The organism is Ovoidimarina sediminis (genome assembly GCF_032586175.1).
Lineage (GTDB): Bacteria > Pseudomonadota > Alphaproteobacteria > Rhodobacterales > Rhodobacteraceae > Ovoidimarina > Ovoidimarina sediminis.
The window spans coordinates 61,921-81,946 of the sequence record NZ_JAWHTE010000006.1 but is presented as its reverse complement, the minus strand read 5'-3'; the positions used below and the strand labels follow the sequence as shown (position 1 = coordinate 81,946).

Sequence of the window (20,026 nt, the reverse complement as noted above, 5' to 3'; positions counted from 1 at the left end):
TTGGTCTTCACGAGCAGCCCGACAAGGTGCCATCTTCAGCGGCCAGACCGCATTCCCTCGATCCGGCCTTGCCGATCTCGGCGGCAGACTTCGGGCCGAAGCGGCGCCAGCAGAAGCGGGGAGGTTCATGGCTGACGTCGATTTCGCGTTCAGGCAGCAGAGCTTCGGCGTTTCGGAGCGGGAGTGGGAAGCGGAGGTACATCTTAGCCGCGAGGCGGATGATTTCCGGGCCGGTCCGGATGCCGCGAAAGAGTTTCGATAGGGACATCGCCGAAGGCCGGGCTGCCCCCCCGGCACCGCCACGTCGAGCCTATGGCGTCACTCACCGGTCTCCGCCCGCCGGCGGACCGCGGCGACAACCGCACGTTTGACCTCGGCGGGTTGTTCATCGAGCGCCTCGGTGATCCGCCTGAGCTCACGCCGGGTGCGATGCAGGTGGTCGATCAGTGTGAGGACCGTCGGCATCACGTCTGTCGGAAAGGCCATATCCTTGCGGAGGTCGCAGAGAAGCCGGAGGCGCGCAATGTCGAGTTCGTCAAAGACAGGGCCGCGTGCGCCTTGAGCCGGACGGACCCAGCCTTGCTTAACCCAGAGGCGCAACTCGCGCAGGGTGAGACGCTCTATTCTGGCGACGACGGTGCGTTCGTCGAAGCTCATGTCTTCCTCCTCAGGTCCGCGCGCGGGTCGAACGAGGCCGCATCCCGCCAACGTTCGGCGAGCGCCTTCATCGTCTCATCCATTTCCTTCGGCAGGACGATCTTCAGCCTGACCATCTGATCCCCCGCAGTCTTGCCGCGCCTGATACCCTTGCCTTTGAGCCGAAGGCGCTGGCCGGAAGATGCCCCTCGGGGGATCGTCATGGAGACAGGGCCCGATATCGTGGGCACATCGACCTTCGCACCGAGAACCGCCTCGTCAAAGGTGATCGGAAGCTCGATCTCGATATCGTCACCCTCCCGGGAAAAGACCGGGTGTGGTTTCACGCTGATGGAGACAAGCGCGTCGCCGGCCGGGCCCTGCCCGATGCCCTGCGCGCCCTTGCCTTTGAGACGCAGGGTCTGCCCGTCGCGGACGCCCGCAGGCACGGAAATTTCGATCGACTTGCCATCAGGCATGGTGATGGCACGCCTGGCCCCGAGCGCAGCATCGAGAAAATCAACCTCGAGATGATACCGGAGGTCCGGCCCGCGGGCATGGAAATCACGCGCGCCGTCGGCCCTTCGGGCGTGCTGCCCGAAAAGTTCCGAAAAGAGATCCGATAAATCTTCGTCGCCGCCCGTGCCGAAGCCCTGCCCGAACCCGGGCCCGCGGCCCCGATCGTAGCGGGCACCGGCATTCTGACCGGCGTAGTGATGGTAGAATTGGTTTTCGGGGCGCTCCTGACCCTGGGCGTCAATCTCTCCGGCATCGAACCGCCGGCGTTTTTCCGGATCACCCAGCACGTCGTAGGCCGCCGCGACGGCCTGAAACTCGGACTGCTTGCCGGGGTCGTCGGGATGAAGATCCGGGTGCAGGGATTTCGCGAGCTTCCGATAGGCCTTCTTGATCTCTTCCTGCGAGGCGGTCTTGGAGACGCCGAGGGTCTTGTAGGGATCGTCACTCATTTCGGGATCTCACCCTTTCACGCCCCGGCCCCAGCCGTCACCCAATCGGTGATGTCCCGGGAGGATATCGCGCCGGTCCGCCGCCCCATCTCGCGTCCGCCACGGAAGGCAATCAGCAGGGGAATGCCGCGGATTCCATATCGCCCGCCAGCTTCGGGGAATGCCTCGGTATCAAGCTTGGCAAAGCGGGCATGTCCTTTCAGGGCCTGCGCCGCCTTCGAGAACTCCGGCGCCATCATTCGGCAAGGCCCGCACCAGGACGCCCAGAAATCGACAATCAGTGGGAGTTCGTCGATCCGCTGCGCCTTCTTCAGAATGTCGATCGAGATATCCACGGGCTTGTCCTCGACAAGCGGCGCACCACAGGTGCCGCATTTGTGCCCGGCATTCAGCCGTTCCCGCGGGACCCGGTTTCCCTGTCCGCATGCCAGGCATGTCAGCTTGATACCCATCGGAGAAATCCCCCATATATTCCTTTATCTGCATATATAGGTAGACGACGATGTTTTTTAACCGTTCGACGGCGAATATCGCGGCAGGCCAGGCTTTTCGCCTCTGCTTCTGCCGGAGGTGTCCGCTGACGATGACGTCGACCTTTTCCGCACCACGAGCCGCCCTCTGACGACAGTACAAGGCTGACCGAACGAGGTTTACCTCTGCGCTGTCATAGCGGAACGTCGTCGTAACCCCGGGCAAACATCGATCTGGATGATGCAAGCGGCCCGCTGATCGCGCCGGACATGAGCTCGAAGATCCGGCCAGCCTGCGCGGTGTATTGCTCGACCGCAGTCTTGTAGTAGCCGGACTGCACCTGCATCACATCCGCCGGCGTCCTGCATCCGAGAAACGCCTGCTGGGTCTTCAGGTCTTCTTCCAGGCGCTGAGCAATGAAGCGTCCGCTTGCTGTCATCACTTCAAGCCATTGGGCCGTGACAGCCGGAGGAATCGCCGGCATTGCAAGGCCAGGAGCCGCTGCGGCACCGTTGGCTTTCGTTGGCGATGGGCTTTTTCCTGTCATTGGATGTCTCTCCGCTGTCTTTGTGAACTTCCGTTAATCCATAGCCTACCGGCCGGGCTGAACCATGACCTTGATCAACATTGCGTGCCTATCGTTCACAGAGAGATGGATTTGCCTGTGATCGGGCCGGGGCCGAGACGGACCTGGCCGTCCGAGCATCAGAGGGCCGTCGAGCCTGCAGAGCGGCCTCTGTTTCGCCCGGCAGGACGGGAGCGCGTCTTCGGGACATGACGGCCCGATCCATGACAGGAGGGCAGATCGAGATTTCCAGGTCTCAGTTGGAAGCGAAGGCCTCGGACGGCAGCAAGCCCGAGATTTCGAGGATCAGTTTGCGCCTGATCGCCTGTGCGAGATCTTCTTCATTTTCGGCCGTCACCACAAAGGCCCCAAGTCCACCTATGATCCTTTCTTCATAGATTTCAGCCAGATCCGGGAAGCGGGCGGGCGTATCGCAGAAGCGGCAGAGGATCGGAAGACCGTTTATCGTGATCCCTGCCGAGACCACCTCGTCCCGGGCCGAGGCAATCGAGGGTCCGGAGTAGCTGTTCGGGCTGTCGCCAGAGAAATCGATGACCTTGCGCCAGCCCAGGAAATCGTTCTGCTCGATGAGCCTCTTGCCGTCGAGAAGGGCCGCGCCAATCGCGTTACGCCCATATGCCTGCCTTGGCGGCGCGATCAGCGCATCGGCAAAAGCCCGGGCACTTTCGGGCCCATCGATTTTCGTCCAGTCGACAACAACTGCGGTGTTCGCAGCCCATTCGACGTATGTCACGGCGATGGCTCCGTAAGCCGAGTTCTGAATTGCCGACAGAACGCGAGGATCGGTGATCGCCTCGGCGTAACCCTGGCGCTGGAATTCTATTTCAGCCTGCGTGATCGAACCTGAGGCATCGGCGAGAAGAACGAGTTCAAGGTCAACCTCCTCTGCGACGGCAGGCAGGGCGAAGAAGGCAAGCAGGGCGATGACACTGCGCATGCTTGAATCGTAGCGCATCGTCGCGGTTTGGAAACTGCCGAGATGCAAGGCCGGCCGAATGGGACAGAGCATTTGCGTCCTGCAAGCGCGACTCGACGCCCTGCCAATCCGCCATAGATCAGGGCAATGCGTTGGTTTGTGCTTCTGCTTGTCCTCGTTCCCGGTTTCGCCTTGGCGAATGACTGGGATGCCCTGTCCGAACCGGGAGCGCTTGCAATCATGCGCCATGCCCTGGCACCCGGCACGGGGGATCCCGCCAACCTGACGATTGGCGACTGCTCCACGCAACGGAACCTGGATGATCGGGGACGGGCCCAGGCACGGGCCATAGGATCCGCCATGAAAGCCCGGGGCATCAGATTTGATGCTGTGCTGAGCAGCCAATGGTGCCGTACACGGGAAACGGCTGAGCTTCTCGATTTGGGACCGGTGAACGATGCGCCGTCACTCAATTCGTTCTTCCAGGATGCCTCCACCCGGGATGAGCAAACCGCGGAGACACGGGAGCTGATTTCCAGGACCGATGGCCGTGTTCTGCTGGTGACCCACCAGGTGAATATCTCGGCCCTCGCGGGGCGGGGTACGCGCTCTGGAGAAGTGCTCGTCATCCGTCCGACCGATGGGGGCATCGAGGTGCTGGGCAGTATTCTTATCGAGCCGTGAGAAGACATGCCGGGCCCGCCGGAGAGATCGCTCGGACGGCCTGAACCGCCGGCCTAGCAGAACCCCACCGCACGGATATCGATCTTTGCGTCATGGTCTCTGCCATATGCGACTATGGCGAGCGACCTGAGGCTGTCTGCGCGAGGAACGGCGCGAAGGAGCTGGCCGGATCGCCTGAAGGTGTCGAACGGCAGCTGAACGGCTTCCCAGGCCTCTGTCACCTGAAAGCCCGCCTGATAATATTGCCAGGGCAGCCGCGTTCCGCTGGTTCGGAGATGCACGAAGTATGGCTGGTTGTTTCCGCGCACGACAAGACGAACACCTGTGGCGTCTTCGGGTGCACCGTCAGGCAGTTCCGTCCGCATCTGGATGAATCCGCCGTTGTTTTCGGTGCTTACACGACCGGTCAGATGCGCATACGCGTGCTTACCTTCCCTGAGGAATGCGACCTGACCGGAGGAGACACCGCCCATCACGCCGTCTGTGAAGAAGCGCCAACGGGTTTCGGGCCGTGACTTGAAGGTTTCGATCATGAGGACGTCACCCAGGGCCGGTATGGGCATCAGTAGGAGGGGCGCAAGCAGGGTTTGCCTTACGGCAAAACGCATTCTTCGGCTTCGCTTTCCTGACCGATTGCATTCCGATTGGCCGGTTCCTTCCGCGCCCGTGCACAGCGCCTCAAGACGTGCGGTTTCCGAGACTATCCAAGGCCGCTTTCTCGCCGGCTGCAAGGGCACCTTCAATGAGCCCCGGGCTTGTTTCCGATACCTCTGAAACAGCAAACCGAACGCGGCCATCGAGGTGAGCCTGTCTCAATAGTGCCGGGCCGATGTCAGGGTGGTTTGCCGGCTGTGAGAGATCGGACTCGGTGACGATGTTCGAGTGCGTTGCCCAATCCTGCACGATCAAGTCAATCGGGTGCGCGGCAGGTGGCCCAAAGCATTCGGTGAGCTGTCTCAGAATTGCCTGTTTGAGCCCCTGCGGGTCTTTTCTTCGCATGTCCGGTGGCCATCCGACGAACCCAAAGAGTGCGGCGGGATGCCCACTGGCGCCGGAATGGTCATGGGCTTCGACGAGCGGGCCGGATCTGCTGGCAATCCGACCGGCCAGGCCCTTGTCCCTCCAAAAAGGCCGGTCATAGAGCGCCACGACCTTCGCATGCGTACTCATCCACGTTGGCGTCCGTCGCATGGCCTCTGACAGCGGCGGGGGCGCCCAAGGCATGTCGATGCCTGCGGCGGCGACACGGAGAGGAGTGGAGACGATCACCCGCCCTGCAGAGACGATTTCACCTGACGCCAGGTAAACGCTGACCTGCGCGGGGCCATCCTCGTGAATACCGATGACAGGCGCCGACGCTCGAATGCCCGCAGCATCCATTCGATTGGAAAGAGCGTCGATAAAAGCCGTGGGCCCGCCGACGATGCGAACCATTCCATTCTGTCCGGGCAGAGGTTGCCGAAGCGGTGCGGGGCCATACCCGAGGATGACCGCATCCCCTTCGTTGAACTGCTCAAAGGTCGCCAGACCGAGCGATCTTATCCATCTTGCGACGACCGGCTGATACTTTGGCCAGACCCAGGTTGGTCCCAAATCGGCAAGGTATTGATTGGTATCAGGGGCGCGAATGGCCTGGATGCGACCTCCGATCCGTGCGTGGGCTTCGAGCAAGAGAACATCGGCGCCCGCGTCTCGCAACACGGTCGCGGCGGTGAGGCCCGCCAATCCAGCGCCGATGATAACAACGTCCAAAAGTCACCCCGCCATCCAGTGAGCGCACCTCAACACGGTAGAGAGGAAATTGCACTCACCGAGAGGCAACATGGCTTCCGATTGCACCCGACCGTGGGCTTGCGCGCGCAGGTCGAGAGACGCCGGGAGCATGTGGAACGTCGCCGCAAGGGCGTTGGCTGGCACGGGATGCGCCACATTCCTGTTGCGTAGTTTACGTAGGGTAAGTACCGTCACGGTTGTGCTGCCAGCCCTCCTCATCCCCGAGGCGTCTGAAGGTGAGTTGCGTTTTCGTTTTTCCCTTTTCGCTGGCAGCACACGATTTCCGCCAAGCCACCAGCGCCTCTTCAAGGCAGGGCGCGCATTCCTTCCGGCATTGGATCGCGCCGGCCAATCAGCATTTCTGAAGCCGCCGCCTGCGTCGGTCCTGATTTCGATCAAGGCGCTCGAGCGAGCAGTGCCGGATAAGGGAGAGACTTGGAAGAGACGCCCCCTGGAAGGTGTGCACGGTGCCCTTCATGGGCTTGGGCTGACAAGGAGTTGGCAAGCCATGAGATGTCTATCCCTCGTGACGGCCATGTGCGTGCTGATCGGTGCAAACGGAAGTTCGGCGGACGTGACGATCGCGGAAGGCAAGACCCTGTTTGGCCAGTACTGTGCCGTCTGCCACGGCGACGATGCAAAAGGCGACGGCAGGGCGGCGCGATCGCTGGAAACCAAGCCGGCGGATCTGACGCGAATAGCCGCCCGGCGAGATGGTGTTTGGCCGATGCTTGAAGTGATGTCGATCATTGATGGCTACACGAAGCAGTTCAATCCACGCGCGGACATGCCGGTCATTCCTGAACTCTCTGGCGGAAGGATGATAGATTTCGACACCGGGAATGGCATCGTGACGCCCGCCCCCGCGCGTCTGGTTGCGCTGGTGGAGTATCTTGAGGCCATACAATCTCCGCGACCGGAGTCTTACGTTCCGTGAGATCGACGGCGCAGGCCTGTGTTTCCGGATGCCGATCGACATCGCGCGCGCGAAACAGGCCCGATGCCTTTCCCGGAAACTCGAGGACGCCGGAACCGGCGGGCCGTCACTGACACCTCAGGTCAGCGCGCGGGCAATGAGCACTCCACCCGTCACGGACACCGCAGTGACCGTCGCACCCCAGATCATATCAGCCGCGACCATCGACGGGTGCCAATCGCGCATCACCGCCCAAGACGTGAGCTCGTAGGTTCCGTAGGCGACGAGGCCGAGGATCGCACCGTTCAGGGCGGCGACGCCGACACCTTCCCGCAGCCCCGGCAAACCGGCGAACCAAACCATCCCGAACAGATAGACCAAATAGAAGCCAAGTGCGGCCGGCATTCGGATTCCTTCCAGCAGACTGTCGCCAAGATGCTCGCGGAAGAGCGGCCCCATGACCCTGGAGAGCATGATCGCGTCGGCGACGAGGAAGATGATCCCGGTGGCAAGTGTGAGAATGACAATCGGCATGTCCGGAGAGATAGAGCGCGGGCACCTTCAAGGAAGGGCTTTGACGTGTGATACGTCCGACACGCGGAGTGGGCTTTCTATCCGAAACGCGGGACGAGGCGGCCTTTCACCGGGTTTGTTCCGAAGGCCCGCTTTCCTGGTGCGGGCGCTCAGCCTGTCGGGACCGGTGCGGTCTCGTCCATCAAGCCGTTTTCTTTCAGCGCGCTCCAGAAGTCGGCGGGGATCGGTGTGTCGAACCAGTCCAGCAGCTGCTTCAGTTCATCCTTGTGACGGGGCCCCGGAATAACCGAGGTCACGATGTCGTTGCCGAGCGGGAATTGTAATGCGGCTGCTGCCAGGGGGATTGCGAACTGGTCGGCCACCGCACCGAGCGCGCGTGCCCTGTCGACGATTTCGGCCGGTGCCTTGGCATAGTTCCACATCTCCCGCCCTACGAGGATGCCCGAGTTGAACGGCCCGCCGCAGATGATCGTCGTCCCCGCAGCGCGGCAGGCGGGAAACAGCGATTGCAGCGCGGTCTGCTCAAGAAGGGTGTAGCGGCCGGCCAGAAGGAAGACATCCCATTCGCCAATGCCAAGGGCATCGATGCACACCTGGTTTTCGTTCACTCCAAGCCCGATGGCTTTCACGTGACCGGACCGGCGCAGTTCGTCCATCGCGCGATAGCCACCTTCGCTCAGATCCCTGAAGTGGCGGGCGTTTTCCTCGCCATGCTGGAAGGTTCCGATATCGTGCGCCAAGAGGATGTCTATGCGGTCAAGCCCGAGGCGTTGCAGGCTGTCCTCGTAAGCACGCATGATCCCCGCGTAGCTGTAGTCGTAAACGACATGGAACGGCAGCGGATCGATCATGCCGTAATCCATGGGGTTTGCGACGGCCCCGGGCTTCAGAAGCCGTCCGACCTTGTCGGACAGGACGTAATCCTGACCGCGCAGCATATCCCCCATGACGCGCTCTGACCGTCCGAACCCATACCACGGGGCGGTGTCGAAGTAGCCGATACCGGCCTCTCTGGCGGTCTGGATGAGTTCGGCCGCCTGCCGGTAATCCAGATCGACGAAGTTCCCCCCAAGTGGCGCGCCGCCCAATCCGAGTACATCAATGGTTAGTCCGGTCTGTCCGACCTGCCGCTTCTGCATTGCTGCCACTGCCTCGCTGTTTTCGGCGTGATGGGCACTGCCACCACAGGTTCCGGTTCCGGTCTTACAACACCATGGGCCGTGCCGACAAATGGCGAGCTGGCCATGGATGTGCTTGCCGAGGGGCCCGCGAGATGTGGGGGACGGCACTGGCGGCAGTCGCGGGGTTCTTCCCGCTGTTGGGGCCGATGGTCTTGCCGCTGGCCGTCGACAGGCGGATTCGGGCCAGGGCCCGCTTTCAGTGACAGCGGACCCTGGCGCCATCAGGCCCGATGTCGGGGATGCGGGAGGACCAGCGCGTGCGCTGCGGGAACGTCCGCATTTGCGAATTGGCCGAGATATCACTCGGTCTCGCAGGCGGCGGCGTCATTAGAGACCACCACCCCGCAGGAGATTGCCGCATGCTCCATTCCGGCAAGCGACACGTTGAATAACGATGGGTTGCCCGAGTAGCCCTCACTTGGGCCACAGAAGTCTGTCGGCTTTATCCGCACTCCTACATTTTCGATGGAAACAAGAGGCCTCTCAATGGCTTTGCGGACCTGCTGCCCTTCGTCGACGCCGTGAGGCTTCTGATCAGGAATGCTGGGTTTCGGTCACGCCATTGCGGTGGAAAGAGCATGCCGTCGATCGCCGGCCATGTTCCTCGAGTGGAAATTGTGCTGATAGGACAATATGACGGCGGCCTGGCCGGACATGCGCAATGGGCTCTGGGCGAGAATGACGGAACGCGACTATGACGTGATTGTTCTTGGCGCGGGCGGCGCGGGGCTGATGGCGGCGGCGACCGCCGGGCAATCCGGTGCGCGGGTGCTTCTGATCGACCACGCCGACAAGCCCGGGAAGAAGATCCTGATTTCGGGCGGGGGGCGCTGCAACTTCACAAATACCGGCACGGGGCCGGAAAACTTCCTGTCCGAGAACCCGCATTTCGCGAAGTCGGCGCTCAGCCGCTACACTCGGTGGGAGTTTGTCGCGCTGGTCGAACGCTACGGCATCGCGTGGCACGAAAAGACCCTCGGGCAGCTTTTTTGCGACGGCTCGGCCCGGCAGATCGTCGCGATGCTTCTCGAGGAATGCAGCCGGGGTGGCGTCGAGATCCGACTGTCGACACCCCTGGGTGAAATCGGCCATGCGGACGGGCGGTTCGAGGTGGCAGGGGCCAAGGCGGGCCAGCTGGTGATCGCGACCGGCGGACCGTCAATACCGAAGATGGGTGCGACAGGTGTGGCCTATGACATCGCCCGCCGCTTCGGCCTGCCGGTGGTGACGCCGCGCCCGGCGCTGGTGCCGTTCACGCTGGGGGACGAGGATGCGCTGTTCAAGGCCATTCCCGGCGTGTCGTTTCCTGCCGTCGCCCGGGTGGGGGATATTGCCTTTCAAGAGGCCGCACTCTTCACGCACAAGGGGCTTTCGGGGCCCGCAATCCTGCAGGTTTCCTCCTACTGGACACCGGGGGAGCCCGTTGTCCTATCCGTCTTGCCGGACGCTGCGGCGGTGCTGCGGGCAGCGCGGCAGGAGATGCCGAGGGCGCATCTGAAGGCAGCGCTGTCCCGTCATCTGCCGGCCCGCCTTGCGGAGGTGCTTGCCGCACGGATCGGGCTGGAGCAGGAACTTGGCAATTGTTCGGATGCCAAGCTTTTTCAGGCGGCCGAAACGCTGACAGCACTCACGTTTTGGCCGACGGGCACCGAAGGCTATGCAAAGGCCGAGGTGACGGCAGGCGGCATCGCCACGGCCGGGTTATCGTCGAAGACCATGGAGGCGCGCGACGTCCCGGGCCTTTACGCCATCGGAGAGGCGGTCGACGTGACCGGATGGCTTGGCGGGTACAATTTCCAGTGGGCCTGGTCCTCGGGCGTAGCAGCGGGACTGGCCGTGGCGGAGCGGGCTTTGGGTGGGCGATGAGGGCCGCACCGGGCCACTGAGATCAGATTTGACCCCCCCAAGGCAGGGTCACGGCACGGCCGTCACACATCCCGAATACCCGTTTCAAAATGTGCCGCTCAATGCCCCTCACGCCGCATGAGTTGCCTGCGGAATTCCCCGAATACGAAGCCCGCCTTCGCGATCACAAGGTTTCAGGCGCGCATTTCGCCGAAGAGAACCTGCGTGACCTGCCCCCGAGGCTCCCTCATTCATGGCGGGGGTGTGCGATGGAGATACCGTGGCTCTGCTGACGTCGCCGATGTGGGCGATCGCGACAAGCGCCCGGCGAGAGTGCCGGAGCTTCGTTTGCCGATTGAAGGCCGCAACCTAACAGTCGTCCGCTGCGCGATACGCGTCCGCGATGATCTGGGCGCCTTCATGCTGCATCATGGCAGTGGCCAAAGCGATTGTGACATCCGTGTGAGAGTGTTCTGCGGCGGGACCGAACTCGTTCATGACCATTCCCTTGGCAAGGTGCAGGTACTGTTCCGCGCGGGAGCGGGAGAGTTCCATCATCGCGTCCAGATGCGCTTTCGACATTGCAGAATTCCTCCTATCTCGGTCGTTGCCTCTTGCGGGGGGGAGTGTAGTTCTCTTCGCCGTCGCGCCCGGGAACCCCTGCCTGCAGGCTTCCCCCCCCATCCGTTCCTGAGGCCAGCTGGTGCGAGCATATCGTAAACATGGAAGCGCATGCGCCGTTCTCGCGTTCCGGCATCATACTGACGCCGGGGCCCCTGCCGGAAAGACTAGAAACTGGGCCCGGCAAGCAAGTTGAAGATCAGTATGAGTACAAAGACTGCGCCCCCGACGATCACCGCCCGCTGCAGTTTGCTTTTCGCCTTGAAGAAAGCCCAGTCTTCCAATGCCAGAACCACGGCAATTGCGATCACAGCCGGGACGACTGACCTCAGGATATCTAATTCCATGACGTGACCTGTTCATGCAATTGAAGCCGGCACAGCGAATGCGAGGGGCACACCTTCATTGCTTCAGATCGCTCCCCGGGCTGCTTCTGGATGATCCGCGAGGAAGCCGCGCAGTACGGCATATAATTCGCGGGCGTGCAGTAGGTTCCCGTCATGCAATGCTGTGCGGATATCGTCGCAAAGGATCTCATTCACCCGTTGCGGCCCATGGTGAAGATGCATGAGATACTCCCCCATCAGGGTCGCATCGAATGTCGTCAGATGTTCGTGTTCCGCGAGAGCATCAATTTCCGCCCGAGTGAGAGCGGACATGTCTTCGACGTCTTCCAGAGCTATCATTTCGGCCGCCCTCCTACACGTTGTAATTTTAACAGATCGGACTGACCGGCGCTTTGACCCAGCGCAGTCCGAGCGAGTGCCACCTTGATACACTTGACGCTTTCGGCAGGGTTTCTTGCCCCGTTCCGGAATTGGTTTTTCAGCGCGGACATACGGCCATCTGCTGCCCTCGAAACGCGGTTTCAGGCGGAAGCGAACGCTTCTGCCGATAGCAGCCATTCATCGGAAGCCGGGCAGGCGCTGCCTGACCCGTTCCTTGCGTGAGCATGGGCCGGCCAAGCCTCAGGTAACGCGGCGCGCCAGCTTTGTTACATGGTCAACAATCATGGCCGGCACGGCGCCTTCCAGATCGTGGCCCATGCCCTCGATCTCGACCAGCACGGCATTGGGAATGCGCGAGGCGATATCGCGTCCGTGCTCGATCGGAAGAAGGGTGTCGTCTGTTCCGTGGATCACCGTCACGGGCATCCGGAGCGCGGACAACGACCTGTGGCGAGAGGTGTCAGCCGTAATCGCGGCGAGTTGCCTTGTGGCGCCTTCCGGGTAGTAGCTTCGGTCATAGGCGCGCCCTATGAGGTTGCGTCTTTCGGCCTCGTCGAAGGGGTAAAGCGGGCTGGCCCAAGCCCGGTCGCACATCAGAGTGTGGGTGACCACGCTTTCGCGATCGGTCTTCGGAGGGTGAGAGGTGAGCATATCCATCACCTCGGAAGACGCAGCCGGAAGGCCCGGCGCTCCGCTTGAAGACATCACGATCGCGGCGGATTTCACGCGTCCGGGATACCGGTGCGCCATGACTTGCAGGATCATTCCGCCCATCGAGATGCCAAGCACATGGGCCCTTTCTATCTCAAGGGCATCCAGAACTCCGACCCCGTCAGCCGCCATGTCGTGAAGGGAATAGGGAACGCGCACGGCCTCGCCCTTACGAACGAGATCCCGCACCGCACCGATATCCGGGATGCCGGCGCCGTCGAGTTTCTGGGAAAGCCCGGCGTCGCGGTTGTCATAGGCGATGACCCGAAACCCGCTGTCGACAAGACCGTCGATCAGACGCGTGGGCCAGTGGATGATCTGCGAGCCGAGCCCGCGGATGAGAAGGATCGGGGACGCCGAAGGGCTTCCGAATTGCTCGACCTCGAGTTCAAGACCGTTTGCGGTGATCCTGGCCATCGGCCTTCCCTGTTACCAGAGCGATATGGCTCGCACGCTGGAAGAATGCCGGAGCTTTGGGGCACAGGCAAATCCTGGCGCGCCAGATCCCCGACACTGGCGCAGGCGGCGTTCCGACCTTCCGTCGGATGCTGGCAGACGCGGAATCACTGTGCCTCTGGAATAGGCGCCAAAAGCAGAAAGAAAGAGGCCTGAGCGGCAAGGCCTTCATTTCGTTCTATTTTCAGTGTCGAAATTAAATGCTTGCCAGTGTCGCGGAGTTTTGGAAGCTTTAAGCCGCATCTCTGGCACAGATTTTTCTTAGGGCCACGCAACCAGTTCCTTTTTCGGGGAATGACATGGGACCGCGTGTGCTTTCCGTGCGCCATGGGGATGAGCCCCTGGACGATCGTGCAACGAATTGGCTTGAGAGATCGGGCTACATCGTCGACACGCGCCGCCCGTTTCGGGGCGAGGCGCTTGGTGCGCCCGGGGACGATCTTGCCGCCACGATCGTTTACGGCGGACCCTACAATGCCTGCGAAACAGATCGGCATCCTTTCCTTCGCGACGAATACCGCTGGATCGACGCCTGCATGAGCGCAGGGGTGAAGGTGCTTGGCATCTGCCAGGGCGCGCAGATGATTGCCCATCATTGCGGCGCCTGGGCCGGGGCGCGCGAGACCGAGATTTTCGAATTCGGGTATTATGAGATCGTTCCGACCGAGGCGGCGGGTGATTTCCTCGCCCGGCCGCTGACCGTATGCCAAGCGCATTTTCACACCTTCGATCTGCCGGACGGTGCCGAGCGGCTCGCCGCCAACGACAATTACGAGAACCAGGCGTTCCGGCTGGGTGAAAGCGTCTATGGGCTTCAGTTCCACGCCGAGGTGACGGAGCCCGGATTTCGCCGCTGGCAGGCGCAGAAGGCCGAGGCCTATGGCCGCCCCGGCGCGCAATCCCGGGCGGAGCAGGACCGGTTGCTGACAGAACATGACGCGGCGCAGGGCCTATGGTTCGAGGGTTTTCTGGATCGCTTCATCGGAGTGGCGTCGTGATGCGGGTGGATCGGATCGATGCCTGCCTGCCCGGGGTTCTGGTGCCCCGCGCGTTGCTCGCCCGGGCCGATGATTTCGGCGGATCGCAGGCGGCGGACTGTCTGGCCGGTGACCTCGTCATAAGGAACGGGCGAGCCGTCGGGCTGGCCGCCTCGGATGCTGCGGCGTGCCGGATGATCCTGCCGCGCTTCACCGAACCCCATGTGCATCTGGACAAGTGTCACACCGTCGGTCGGATGCAGGATGTCGGCGGGGATCTTGCTGCGGCGATCGCGGCGCAGAAAGCCGACAAGATCAACTGGACGGCCGACGACATCAGGGGCAGGGCCGCCCGCGGCATGAGAGAGCTGGAAGCCGCCGGATGCGGCATTGTCCGGACGCATGTGGACTGGGGTGATGATCGCGATCCGGGCGCCGTGCCACCCGCCTGGGAGATCGTCGGCGAACTCGCGTCGGAGAGCGCCATGACGGTGCAGCTTGCCGCACTGACGGACATAAGGCGGATGGCCGACGCCGAGTATGCCCGAGGTTGCGCGCGGCGTCTGGCGCGGGAGCAGGGGGTGCTGGGCGCCTTCGTGTTCGACCAGCCCGAGCGTGACGCCGGACTGGCCAATATGTTTCGCGAGGCCGACAGAGTTGGCCTGGCGCTGGATTTTCACGTGGACGAAGGGCTGGAACAGGGGCTCGACGGGCTTGAGCGCATCGCCGACGCAGCACTTCGGGTTGGCTTTGAAGGACCGGTCGTTTGCGGCCATGCCTGTTCGCTGGCGAACCTGCCCCATGCGGATGTGACGCGCATCGCGGAGAAACTGGCCCAAGCCGACATCGCCGTCGTGATGCTGCCGCAGACCAACCTCTATCTTCAGGGCCGCACCACAGGCACGCCCGATCGGCGCGGCATCACGCGGCTGCACGAGCTTCGGGCCGCCGGTGTCACCGTGGCACTGGGCGCCGACAATGTGCGTGACGCGTTCTGTCCCATCGGCCGGCACGATCCGTTGCATGTTCTTGGTCTGAGCGTGCTGGCCGCGCATCTCGACCCGCCGCTTGGCGACCACCTGCCGATGATCACCACCAACGCGGTGACCGCGCTGGGACTGGCGCCCCGGACCGTCGACGGGGCTGCCATCGGGGATCTTCTTGTCTTCGACGCAACCGACAGTTCGGAGCTGCTGTGCGGGGCCAGGCCCCGCAGGCTGCCCGACGCTCTGGGGGCCTTTACATGACCGATACACTGCAAAAGACCGACTGGCGTGCCATCGCCGCCGAACTCGGCCCGGTCGAGGTGATCGACGAACCCGTGCTGATCAAGAAGCGGTCGCGGGATTTCTTCTGGTACTCGCCGATCCTGAATGCGCAGCTCAAGACATGCTTCGGCGACCTCGTGGCACGGCCCGCGAAGCGCGAAGACCTCGCGCATTGCCTTGCCGTCGCCTATCGCCACGACCTTCCCGTGGTGTTGCGCGGCGGCGGCACCGGCAATTACGGGCAGGCCGTGCCGCTTTGCGGCGGGCTGATCGTCGAAACGACGGCGATGAACCGGATCCTCGAGATCGGGGAAGGATACGTGCGCGTCGAGGCGGGCGCGCTGATGGCCGATATCAACGCGGCGCTGATCCCCGAAGGTTGGGAAATGGCGATGTTCCCCTCGACACAGGACATCGCGACGATCGGCGGCTTCGTTTCGGGCGGCAGTGCCGGGATCGGATCGATCGCGAACGGGGCGCTGCGCGAGAAGGGCAACATCATCAGCCTGAAGGCGCTGTCGGTCGAGGCCGAGCCGCAGGAACGGATCTTCGACGCTGAAGAGGCGCTGCAGGTGCACCATGCCTGGGGCCTGAACGGCGCCATAACCGAAGTGACGCTTCGCACTGTGCCGACCCGTGACTGGATCGGCTGCATGGCCACGTTCGACAGTTATCGGGCCTGCTACGCGGCGGGATACGCGCTTGCCACAAGCGAAACCATCGGGCGCAAGCTTTGTTCGGCGGTCGATGCGCGGATCGTCGATTACTTTCCGCGCCTCGACGGCCACGTGCCGAAGGGGCGGCATCTTCTGGTCGCCCTCGTTCCGCGCGAAGACATGGAGGCCTACCGCAGCCTGATCGCGGCGCAGGGCGGCACGGTGGATCTTGCGCTGAGCGACGCGGACCGGCAGGAGCGCGGGATCCCGCATGTCTTCGAGTTCGCGTACAACCACACAACGCTTCAGGTGCTGAAGGCCGACCGGACCGCGACCTATCAGCAATACGGCGTCGGCGATCCGTCGGATGCCGATGCCGTGGCAAGGCTTGGCGAGACGGTGGGGAATGACGTCTGGCAGCACCATGAGTTTGCCCGGGTGGACGGTAGGATCGTTGCATTCGATCTGCCGATCATCTGGTTCACCGACGAGGCACGGCTGCGCCAGATCGACGGGGCCTACGAGGCCGCCGGGTTCACCGTGGCCGATGCCCACACCTTTCACGTCGAAGGCGGGGGATTGAAGAACGCCGATTACAGGCATCTGGCCTGGAAGAAGCGCATGGACCCCAAGGGACTTCTGAACCCCGGCAAGTCACGGGCCTGGGAGACGGTGCGCCACCTTTCCGCAGACGACATCGAAGCCATGGCCAAGGATTGAAGCAATGACCATCCGCACCAGACCGCTCACGCCGCAATTCGGGGTCGATGTTCAGGGGATCGACCTGAACGCCGTTACCGCGACGCATCTTTTCCCTCAGATACGGGCGCTGTTCGAAGAACACTCGGCCCTGCTTTTCCGGGCGCAGGACATGACGGACGAGGCGCACCTTCGTATCGCTGGTCTGTTCGGCCCGATCGAGGACCGCCAGGCGGACGAGCGCAAGCCTGGCGAGGGCTTCGAGATCCCCAAGGTTTCCAACGTGCAGGAGGACGGCACGACCTCGGGCGAGATGGACCTGAAGACGCTCAACCTCAAATCCAACTTCCTGTGGCATTCCGACAGCACCTTTCTGCCGACGCCCGCCCTGACAAACATCATCACCGCGCGGGTCGTGCCGTCTTCCGGCGGGGCCACGGAACTGGCCTCGACCCGAGCGGCATGGGCCATGATGCCCGAAACGATGAAGGCCAGGATCCGGGGGCGCGGCATCTGGCATCGCTACAGCCATTCGCGACGAAAGATATCGCCCGAGCTTGCCGAACTGCCGATGTTCAACAAGTGGCCGGACACGCATTGGAATGCTGTCTGGGAAAACCCGATCAACGGGCGTGAGGCGCTGTACCTCGCCAGCCATGCCTTCAAGGTCGATGGCTGTGACGAGGCGGACAGCGAGGCGCTTCTGGCCGAACTGATCGCGTTCTGCACCCAGCCCGCCTTTGTCTATTCGCATCAATGGCAGGTGGGGGATGTGCTGATCTGGGATCAGCGCGCGGTGATGCACCGCGGCACGCCCTGGCCCTATGCGGAACCCCGCACGCTGTCGAGCATTTGCACAACGGCAACCGAAGACGACGGGCTGGACCGAATGCGCCGTCCGGCCTGATCCCGAAGCCCGCGCAGCCGACCGGACCATTTCCGGCAGAGCGCTCCCCGCAGTCCTCAAGCTGCTTCCTGACACGGCGGCCCACCTGACCCAACAGAGAGGAAAGAACATGACCTTCACGACGTCCAGCGGCAAACGCCTTCCGGAATTCCTGAACCAATCGGCAAGGCGCGTCGGCGACGATGCCGTCAGCCGCCGCGAATTTCTGGCCACCGCCTGTTCCTTCGGCGCGACGGCCACCACGGCCTACGCCATGCTGGGGATGAGCGCCCCGGCTCAGGCGGCCGGTCATGCGCAGGCGGGCGGCACCGTTCGGATCCAGCAGGAGATCGTTGGGATGCGCGACCCGCGCAAGTTCGATTTCAACAGCCTAGCCAACTTCACGCGCGGGTGGCTGGAATACCTTGTGCAATACAATTCCGACGGCACGTTTTCCCCATCCCTGCTGGAAAGCTGGGAGATCAACGACGATGCGACGCTTTATACGCTGAAGGTGCGTCCCGGCGTGACGTGGAACAACGGCGACGCCTTCACCGCCGCAGATGTGGCGCGCAACATCGAGCGGTGGTGCGACAGCACGGTCGAGGCGAATTCGATGGCGATCAGGTTCGGATCGATCGTCGACCCCGATACCGGAAAGATGTTGGCGGGTGCGGTCACGGTCGTCGACGACCTGACGGTGACAATCGCCCTGCCCAAGCCCGATATCTCGCTGATCGCGGGCATGTCGGACTATCCCGCAGCCATCGTGCATGAAAGCTTCGACGAGGTGAGGATGCTCGACAATCCCATAGGGACCGGTCCGTACCTGCCGGAATTCTATTCCGTCGGCGAGGCCGCGGCGCTGGTTCGCAACGAGGATCACGCCTGGTGGAACGCTGGAAACGGCGCCTACATGGACCGGGTTGAGCTGATCGATTTCGGAACCGATCCCGCCGCCCATTTCGCCGCGGCGGATGCCGATGAATTCGATGTGACCTATGACACCGAGGGCGATTTCATCCCTGCCTTCGACGCATTGGACGGCTGGACCAAGCACACCGTCACCACCGGCGCCGTCGTGCTGGCCCGGACCAATCAACTGGCAGAGGTTGACGGTGCGCAACCCTATGCCGATGTCCGGGTGCGCCGCGCGCTGGCGCTGGCGGTGGACAATGCCATCGTTCTGGAACTTGCCTATAACGGTCTCGGAGCCGTGGGCGAGAACCACCATGTCTCGAAGGTTCATCCCGATTACGCCGATATCGGCCCGGCCGTTCATGACCCCGAACAGGCGGTTGCGCTTCTCGAAGAGGCGGGAATGATGGAGTTCGAGCATGATCTGATCTCGCTCGATTCCGCCTTCTGGAAGGCGACGGCGGATGCCATCGCGGGCCAGCTGCGCGACGCCGGCATCAAGATCAAACGCAGCGTGATCCCGTCATCCAGTTTCTGGAACGCGTGGGCCCAGTATCCCTTCTCCGTCACGAACTGGAACCACCGCCCGCTGGGCATTCAGACCTACGCGCTTGCCTATGTCTCGGGCGTGTCGTGGAATGAAAGCGGCTTCGCCAACGAGACGTTCGACGTGCTGGTCGAACAGGCGCTGGCGACCCCGGATGTGGAGGCACGCCGCGGCCTGATGGCAGAGCTTGAACGCATCATGGTGGATGAAGGCGTGATCATTCAGCCTTATTTCCGCGGGTTGGCGAACCACACCAAGACCAATCTGAAAGGCGCAGGCATCCACATTTCCCAGGAAATGTATCCACAATACATGTACTGGGAAGCCTGATCCGCTTACTTCGGCCCGCCCCCATGCAAGGGCGGGCCACACGTCTTCAGGATGCGATTTGCCGATATGCTCGATACCGCCATACTCGCCCTTTGCGGCGTCAATCTCGTCTTCATGGCCGCGTGGATGACCGTTGGCGCGCTGGAAAACCTGTTCCATCCCTACCTGAACGAGACATACACGGCCGAAGTCATGGATATGGCGAGAATGCGCGAGGATTATCCCGAGGCCTACGCGCATGTCGCCTATCGCCGTCTTACCAATGCGCGCCTGCGCCGGTGGCTGTTCGGCGCGATCGTGATCTGCGAGTTGCTTGAGATGGCCCTTCTCTGGATCGGAGCGGTGGGTGTGATCCTGGCCGTGTTCGGCAACGTGCACATTCCGACGGCACTATCCCTTGGCCTGATCGCAACCGGCGCCTTCACCGCAATCTGGGCCGGGTTTCTCGTGGCCGGAAACTACTTCTGCTACTGGTTCGGCCACGAGGGCGGCCAGAACACCCATTTCCAGATGCTGCAATGGGGGATCCTGAGCGCGGTTCTTCTTATCGCGGCCGCCATTGCGCTGACGTAACCGCCCCGCCGGTTTGGCCGGGCGCGGGTTTCGGGGCGAGGACAAGGCCGCCAACGCTTCCCATGGTCAAAACCCCGAAGGATAGAACCGCATCATGTTCCCATGGCGGACGCTTGCCGAAGCCCGGCCAGCGATCCAGACGCAGG

23 protein-coding genes are annotated in these 20,026 nt (G+C 62.6%); 10 read left to right on the top strand and 13 right to left on the bottom strand.

The genetic code is table 11. The features are described from left to right. The first annotated feature begins 127 nt into the window (after positions 1–127). The gene (locus RXV90_RS09295) at positions 128–262 is read left to right on the top strand and encodes a hypothetical protein (RefSeq protein WP_316648329.1); all 135 of its coding nucleotides are present in this window, start codon (positions 128–130) and stop codon (positions 260–262) included. A 56-nt stretch (positions 263–318) separates the two neighbouring features. Here RXV90_RS09295 and RXV90_RS09290 read toward each other — a convergent pair whose 3' ends face one another. The 5 genes from RXV90_RS09290 to RXV90_RS09270 form a co-directional block, all read right to left on the bottom strand. Then, positions 319–657 (bottom strand): MerR family transcriptional regulator, encoded by a 339-nt coding sequence (locus tag RXV90_RS09290; RefSeq protein ID WP_316648328.1) that lies wholly within the window; start codon positions 655–657, stop codon positions 319–321. Continuing rightward, the gene (locus RXV90_RS09285) at positions 654–1,604 is read right to left on the bottom strand and encodes a DnaJ C-terminal domain-containing protein (RefSeq protein WP_316648327.1); all 951 of its coding nucleotides are present in this window, start codon (positions 1,602–1,604) and stop codon (positions 654–656) included. Before RXV90_RS09285 ends, RXV90_RS09290 begins: the two co-directional genes overlap by 4 nt. 17 nt (positions 1,605–1,621) lie before the next feature. After that, entirely contained in the window at positions 1,622–2,056 is a 435-nt protein-coding gene (locus tag RXV90_RS09280; protein ID WP_316648326.1) for a thioredoxin domain-containing protein, read from the bottom strand. Between the two features lie 212 nt (positions 2,057–2,268). Then, entirely contained in the window at positions 2,269–2,622 is a 354-nt protein-coding gene (locus RXV90_RS09275; protein WP_316648325.1) for a phasin family protein, read from the bottom strand. A 274-nt stretch (positions 2,623–2,896) separates the two neighbouring features. Next, entirely contained in the window at positions 2,897–3,598 is a 702-nt protein-coding gene (locus RXV90_RS09270; RefSeq protein ID WP_316648485.1) for a DUF1194 domain-containing protein, read from the bottom strand. A gap of 126 nt (positions 3,599–3,724) precedes the next feature. Here RXV90_RS09270 and RXV90_RS09265 point away from each other — a divergent pair, with 126 nt between their 5' ends. Beyond that, positions 3,725–4,261, top strand: coding sequence for a histidine phosphatase family protein (locus RXV90_RS09265; protein ID WP_316648324.1), 537 nt, complete (start codon positions 3,725–3,727; stop codon positions 4,259–4,261). Between the two features lie 53 nt (positions 4,262–4,314). Here the strand turns inward: RXV90_RS09265 and RXV90_RS09260 are convergent, their stop codons facing one another. After that, positions 4,315–4,824, bottom strand: a complete 510-nt coding sequence (locus RXV90_RS09260; RefSeq protein ID WP_316648323.1) for a CIA30 family protein — start codon at positions 4,822–4,824, stop codon at positions 4,315–4,317. Between the two features lie 115 nt (positions 4,825–4,939). Continuing rightward, on the bottom strand, positions 4,940–6,013 hold the full coding sequence (locus tag RXV90_RS09255; protein WP_316648322.1) for a flavin monoamine oxidase family protein: 1,074 nt from the start codon (positions 6,011–6,013) through the stop codon (positions 4,940–4,942). A 130-nt stretch (positions 6,014–6,143) separates the two neighbouring features. Here RXV90_RS09255 and RXV90_RS09250 point away from each other — a divergent pair, with 130 nt between their 5' ends. After that, a complete protein-coding gene (locus tag RXV90_RS09250; RefSeq protein WP_316648321.1) occupies positions 6,144–6,971 on the top strand; it encodes a c-type cytochrome in 828 nt (275 codons plus the stop codon). 117 nt (positions 6,972–7,088) lie between these two features. Here RXV90_RS09250 and RXV90_RS09245 read toward each other — a convergent pair whose 3' ends face one another. Both RXV90_RS09245 and RXV90_RS09240 read right to left on the bottom strand, forming a co-directional pair. Continuing rightward, the gene (locus RXV90_RS09245) at positions 7,089–7,484 is read right to left on the bottom strand and encodes a DUF2177 family protein (RefSeq protein WP_316648320.1); all 396 of its coding nucleotides are present in this window, start codon (positions 7,482–7,484) and stop codon (positions 7,089–7,091) included. Positions 7,485–7,633: 149 nt separating this feature from the next. Next, positions 7,634–8,623 (bottom strand): aldo/keto reductase, encoded by a 990-nt coding sequence (locus tag RXV90_RS09240; protein ID WP_316648319.1) that lies wholly within the window; start codon positions 8,621–8,623, stop codon positions 7,634–7,636. 720 nt (positions 8,624–9,343) lie between these two features. Between RXV90_RS09240 and RXV90_RS09235 the strand changes: the two genes are divergently transcribed. Continuing rightward, complete coding sequence (locus tag RXV90_RS09235) at positions 9,344–10,531, top strand: BaiN/RdsA family NAD(P)/FAD-dependent oxidoreductase (protein WP_316648317.1); 1,188 nt, start codon at positions 9,344–9,346, stop codon at positions 10,529–10,531. A 348-nt stretch (positions 10,532–10,879) separates the two neighbouring features. Here the strand turns inward: RXV90_RS09235 and RXV90_RS09230 are convergent, their stop codons facing one another. The 4 genes from RXV90_RS09230 to RXV90_RS09215 all read right to left on the bottom strand — a co-directional run bounded on the left by RXV90_RS09230 (position 10,880) and on the right by RXV90_RS09215 (position 12,987). Continuing rightward, positions 10,880–11,092 carry a hypothetical protein gene (locus RXV90_RS09230; RefSeq protein ID WP_316648316.1) on the bottom strand — a complete coding sequence of 71 codons (213 nt, stop codon included), beginning with the start codon at positions 11,090–11,092 and terminating at the stop codon, positions 10,880–10,882. 206 nt (positions 11,093–11,298) lie between these two features. Next, positions 11,299–11,478, bottom strand: a complete 180-nt coding sequence (locus tag RXV90_RS09225; RefSeq protein ID WP_316648315.1) for a hypothetical protein — start codon at positions 11,476–11,478, stop codon at positions 11,299–11,301. 63 nt (positions 11,479–11,541) lie between these two features. Further along, a complete protein-coding gene (locus RXV90_RS09220) occupies positions 11,542–11,817 on the bottom strand; it encodes a hypothetical protein (protein ID WP_316648313.1) in 276 nt (91 codons plus the stop codon). A gap of 282 nt (positions 11,818–12,099) precedes the next feature. Next, entirely contained in the window at positions 12,100–12,987 is an 888-nt protein-coding gene (locus tag RXV90_RS09215) for an alpha/beta fold hydrolase (protein WP_316648311.1), read from the bottom strand. A 338-nt stretch (positions 12,988–13,325) separates the two neighbouring features. Between RXV90_RS09215 and RXV90_RS09210 the strand changes: the two genes are divergently transcribed. The 6 genes from RXV90_RS09210 to RXV90_RS09185 all read left to right on the top strand — a co-directional run bounded on the left by RXV90_RS09210 (position 13,326) and on the right by RXV90_RS09185 (position 19,880). Beyond that, on the top strand, positions 13,326–14,024 hold the full coding sequence (locus tag RXV90_RS09210; protein WP_316648310.1) for a glutamine amidotransferase-related protein: 699 nt from the start codon (positions 13,326–13,328) through the stop codon (positions 14,022–14,024). Next, the gene (locus RXV90_RS09205; protein ID WP_316648483.1) at positions 14,024–15,250 is read left to right on the top strand and encodes an amidohydrolase family protein; all 1,227 of its coding nucleotides are present in this window, start codon (positions 14,024–14,026) and stop codon (positions 15,248–15,250) included. The genes RXV90_RS09210 and RXV90_RS09205 overlap by 1 nt, the downstream gene beginning before the upstream one ends. Beyond that, positions 15,247–16,647 carry an FAD-binding oxidoreductase gene (locus RXV90_RS09200; protein WP_316648309.1) on the top strand — a complete coding sequence of 467 codons (1,401 nt, stop codon included), beginning with the start codon at positions 15,247–15,249 and terminating at the stop codon, positions 16,645–16,647. The genes RXV90_RS09205 and RXV90_RS09200 overlap by 4 nt, the downstream gene beginning before the upstream one ends. 4 nt (positions 16,648–16,651) lie before the next feature. Beyond that, complete coding sequence (locus RXV90_RS09195; RefSeq protein ID WP_316648308.1) at positions 16,652–17,533, top strand: TauD/TfdA dioxygenase family protein; 882 nt, start codon at positions 16,652–16,654, stop codon at positions 17,531–17,533. A gap of 109 nt (positions 17,534–17,642) precedes the next feature. Then, positions 17,643–19,307, top strand: a complete 1,665-nt coding sequence (locus tag RXV90_RS09190) for an ABC transporter substrate-binding protein (RefSeq protein WP_316648307.1) — start codon at positions 17,643–17,645, stop codon at positions 19,305–19,307. Between the two features lie 51 nt (positions 19,308–19,358). Continuing rightward, positions 19,359–19,880, top strand: coding sequence for a DUF2165 family protein (locus tag RXV90_RS09185; protein WP_316648306.1), 522 nt, complete (start codon positions 19,359–19,361; stop codon positions 19,878–19,880). Positions 19,881–20,026: the final 146 nt, after the last annotated feature.

Bases quoted from the DNA above. Each gene is read 5' to 3' on its own strand.
- RXV90_RS09225 (WP_316648315.1), bottom strand. From the start codon at position 11,478: ATGGAATTAGATATCCTGAGGTCAGTCGTCCCGGCTGTGATCGCAATT.
- RXV90_RS09220 (WP_316648313.1), bottom strand. From the start codon at position 11,817: ATGATAGCTCTGGAAGACGTCGAAGACATGTCCGCTCTCACTCGGGCG.
- RXV90_RS09245 (WP_316648320.1), bottom strand. From the start codon at position 7,484: ATGCCGATTGTCATTCTCACACTTGCCACCGGGATCATCTTCCTCGTC.
- RXV90_RS09195 (WP_316648308.1), top strand. From the start codon at position 16,652: ATGACCATCCGCACCAGACCGCTCACGCCGCAATTCGGGGTCGATGTT.
- RXV90_RS09250 (WP_316648321.1), top strand. From the start codon at position 6,144: ATGTGGAACGTCGCCGCAAGGGCGTTGGCTGGCACGGGATGCGCCACA.
- RXV90_RS09290 (WP_316648328.1), bottom strand. From the start codon at position 657: ATGAGCTTCGACGAACGCACCGTCGTCGCCAGAATAGAGCGTCTCACC.
- RXV90_RS09210 (WP_316648310.1), top strand. From the start codon at position 13,326: ATGGGACCGCGTGTGCTTTCCGTGCGCCATGGGGATGAGCCCCTGGAC.
- RXV90_RS09265 (WP_316648324.1), top strand. From the start codon at position 3,725: ATGCGTTGGTTTGTGCTTCTGCTTGTCCTCGTTCCCGGTTTCGCCTTG.
- RXV90_RS09205 (WP_316648483.1), top strand. From the start codon at position 14,024: ATGCGGGTGGATCGGATCGATGCCTGCCTGCCCGGGGTTCTGGTGCCC.
- RXV90_RS09235 (WP_316648317.1), top strand. From the start codon at position 9,344: ATGACGGAACGCGACTATGACGTGATTGTTCTTGGCGCGGGCGGCGCG.
- RXV90_RS09295 (WP_316648329.1), top strand. From the start codon at position 128: ATGGCTGACGTCGATTTCGCGTTCAGGCAGCAGAGCTTCGGCGTTTCG.
- RXV90_RS09200 (WP_316648309.1), top strand. From the start codon at position 15,247: ATGACCGATACACTGCAAAAGACCGACTGGCGTGCCATCGCCGCCGAA.
- RXV90_RS09280 (WP_316648326.1), bottom strand. From the start codon at position 2,056: ATGGGTATCAAGCTGACATGCCTGGCATGCGGACAGGGAAACCGGGTC.
- RXV90_RS09185 (WP_316648306.1), top strand. From the start codon at position 19,359: ATGCGATTTGCCGATATGCTCGATACCGCCATACTCGCCCTTTGCGGC.
- RXV90_RS09240 (WP_316648319.1), bottom strand. From the start codon at position 8,623: ATGCAGAAGCGGCAGGTCGGACAGACCGGACTAACCATTGATGTACTC.
- RXV90_RS09215 (WP_316648311.1), bottom strand. From the start codon at position 12,987: ATGGCCAGGATCACCGCAAACGGTCTTGAACTCGAGGTCGAGCAATTC.
- RXV90_RS09270 (WP_316648485.1), bottom strand. From the start codon at position 3,598: ATGCGCAGTGTCATCGCCCTGCTTGCCTTCTTCGCCCTGCCTGCCGTC.
- RXV90_RS09275 (WP_316648325.1), bottom strand. From the start codon at position 2,622: ATGACAGGAAAAAGCCCATCGCCAACGAAAGCCAACGGTGCCGCAGCG.
- RXV90_RS09285 (WP_316648327.1), bottom strand. From the start codon at position 1,604: ATGAGTGACGATCCCTACAAGACCCTCGGCGTCTCCAAGACCGCCTCG.
- RXV90_RS09260 (WP_316648323.1), bottom strand. From the start codon at position 4,824: ATGCCCATACCGGCCCTGGGTGACGTCCTCATGATCGAAACCTTCAAG.
- RXV90_RS09190 (WP_316648307.1), top strand. From the start codon at position 17,643: ATGACCTTCACGACGTCCAGCGGCAAACGCCTTCCGGAATTCCTGAAC.
- RXV90_RS09230 (WP_316648316.1), bottom strand. From the start codon at position 11,092: ATGTCGAAAGCGCATCTGGACGCGATGATGGAACTCTCCCGCTCCCGC.